Raw genomic sequence first — 2,411 nt, forward strand, 5'->3', positions numbered from 1 at the left:
ATAATGGTTTCACGCGGACGATGGCCTTTGGTGCCAAATATCACTGTCAGTCGGGTTTCGCCGCGCTCCAGCGCCTCTTTCCACGTTTTCAGTGACTGACAACACTGTACCGCTTCCTGCGAGCGCAGCCCCATCAGTCGCGCCAGCTCCAGTGTTGCCGCCAGCCCTGCGTCTTTATCGCGGGCTGCTTTCAGCACCCACTGATAATCTTCCGGCGTGATGGCCCGGTTGGTGCCGTTACGAGATGCGCCAGCCAGCCCTAACGATTTATTGGTCAGCCGCTCATGCTCTGCCACCTGTTTACGTCCGGCCTGTTGCAGCACGCCACGCAGCGCGGCCATTTCATTTTGCAGCGTCCGTTTACCGATCCCCTGCGCCAGTCGCGCCTGAATATAACATTCGATATGGCGAACCTTGATCTGCTCCACCCGCTGGATCTGGATATTCAACGAGCGTAAATGGCGGCTGAACCGCTGCACAATATGAATGCGGTCATCCACCGTTTTAAAACTGCCGCCCGCTTTTTTCGCCAGCGCCTTCATTTCACCACCTAATTTACCCATAGCTACCCCTTGCCGCTTGATGAAAAGCACAATCTGGCCCCGGCGTATGCTTTGTGGCTGCGCCAGAACGATACCTTCACGCCGGGGTGGCAGGTTGTTGAGGTGTAGGGAGTTTCAGCCTGTACGCGGTACAGGCTGCCTGCGTGAGCAGGAAATTCTCCGGGGCGTCATGCCCCCCTCGGTATCGATCTTTTTCTCCTTTTCTGAACCGACAGTGGCCTGAAAACGGCGTGTCAGTGTGGGGGATTGAGGGCGCAGGCCGGATAAACCGGGGCTTACGTCGGCGTGGTGGAATGGCGTCACTTGCGCCCGTAATACGGGATTCAAGTGACGCCCGGTCAGGTATCGTGCTCTGAGAGAGCCAATTCTGGTGCAGGTTTACGGTCACGCGCAGCAAAGCCTTGCGGCAATGCAGGCCGTAGCCCGTAAAGTAAAAGGCGCTGATGTGACAGCAGGTGAAAGGTTTACCGGATCATTTCCGGCATAGTGCAGCATTGGCCAGAGATCTGGCGCAGATAAAAGCGCTAACAATCAGCAGGTACAAATGAGCCGGGAAATCGTGAGACTTCCAGTCGGATGGAAACACTACCAGCGAACTGGCGCAGTGAAAGGATGTAGTATGTATGACTCCTAGCCTCCGCCGCGATGTTCTGCGGCCCGGTGTTTGCAGAGGTCTGCACCGGTAAAGGGATCAACCATTCCTGATGGAACAGGCGCTTCTTTCAGGTCATGAAGCATTGGGCGCTGTCGACGACAGCATGGAGCAGGAGGGAGATTACACCCGGCTGGCACGAATGAAAAGGGGAAACCTTTTTTCTGGAAATTGAGTTGTTTGTGGATTTTTTCGCGATTTTATGAATGACAGTCTGCCGCGCTTCGCTTGCCTTCTCCCGATCTTCCGCCAGCATAAGCTGACAGAAGATCGGGAGAGTCTGTTTTAACGTGGTCTGAGATAACGGGAAGGCCAGATTTGCTCTGGCGCAATACCCAACGCTTCGGCGATCAGCCTTTCGCCTTTGGGCCAGCGGCGGTTAAGGGCGTTTGCCAGCGTGGAAGACGCCAGCCCTGATTTGCGGGAAACGGCCGAAAGCGACGTCCCCCGCTTTTTCAGCGCCGCGATAATGTCGGCAGAATGCCAGTCCGGTTGCATCATGCCGCCACCCCGTCAATAAACTTTACGCTGTCGGCAGTACGCAACCAGCGCGGAGCTTTCATTTCCGCCGCAAAGTAGTTGATCAGGTCATACAACAGCCAGCTAAGGAATTTCTCCGTTTCTGAGGAAAACCCCTGCCCCGCCAGCGTCTGCGTCAAGGCAAGGCAATAACTACAAAGCTCGGTGCATTCGGGCCCAAATTGAGGGGAGTTTGTCGGGAGAGTATCAACGGTCAGGCTTTCAACAAGATGGGGCGGGACGGGTTCTAACAGCGTGGGCTGGAGCAGCGTCAGACAAGCGTTGAGTCTGCCGCAGAGCGCCATTTTTAACGCCAGATCTTTACTTTCAATCAGGGTTTCGGCGAAGTTTTCGCAGTGACTGGCAAGGACGGTGAAGTCCGTGGCGGCGTTGAAGGGAACAGCAAGTAACGGATGTGTCTGGATTGGGGTAGTAGCCATAGTGGCAGCCTCCAGTAAGTGATTGTTTGTTTGAACCACCACACCGAAGAGACCAATCTTACGGGTGGTGGAACCGGACGGAGTTGGTCTTACCGGCCTTACTGGACACCGGTGCGTCTTGCGACGCCTCCGCCCGGCCCACCATTGAGATGCAGCCGGATGAACGACATAAAAGTAAGCGTACAGCGCGAACCGTCTGGTCATAATCTGATGTATCCGACAAAGTGGTGTCCACCA

4 protein-coding genes are annotated in these 2,411 nt (G+C 55.5%); all 4 read right to left on the minus strand.

Annotation, left to right across the window (positions count from 1 at the left end):
• On the minus strand, nt 1–563 hold a 563-nt coding region (locus ACLD11_RS21745), incomplete at its 3' end, for a phage integrase N-terminal domain-containing protein (protein WP_411015369.1).
• 937 nt (nt 564–1,500) lie between these two features.
• Entirely contained in the window at nt 1,501–1,716 is a 216-nt protein-coding gene (locus ACLD11_RS21750; RefSeq protein ID WP_411015370.1) for a helix-turn-helix domain-containing protein, read from the minus strand.
• Nucleotides 1,713–2,174, minus strand: coding sequence for a hypothetical protein (locus ACLD11_RS21755; RefSeq protein ID WP_411015371.1), 462 nt, complete (start codon nt 2,172–2,174; stop codon nt 1,713–1,715). The genes ACLD11_RS21750 and ACLD11_RS21755 overlap by 4 nt, the downstream gene beginning before the upstream one ends.
• 58 nt (nt 2,175–2,232) lie before the next feature.
• Nucleotides 2,233–2,409 (minus strand): ash family protein, encoded by a 177-nt coding sequence (locus tag ACLD11_RS21760; protein ID WP_411015372.1) that lies wholly within the window; start codon nt 2,407–2,409, stop codon nt 2,233–2,235.
• Between the last annotated feature and the right edge of the window lie 2 nt (nt 2,410–2,411).

This window comes from Salmonella sp. 741265116_PST (assembly GCF_046567715.1).
Classification (GTDB): domain Bacteria; phylum Pseudomonadota; class Gammaproteobacteria; order Enterobacterales; family Enterobacteriaceae; genus Salmonella; species Salmonella enterica.

Bases quoted from the DNA above. Each gene is read 5' to 3' on its own strand.
- ACLD11_RS21750 (WP_411015370.1), bottom strand. From the start codon at position 1,716: ATGATGCAACCGGACTGGCATTCTGCCGACATTATCGCGGCGCTGAAA.
- ACLD11_RS21755 (WP_411015371.1), bottom strand. From the start codon at position 2,174: ATGGCTACTACCCCAATCCAGACACATCCGTTACTTGCTGTTCCCTTC.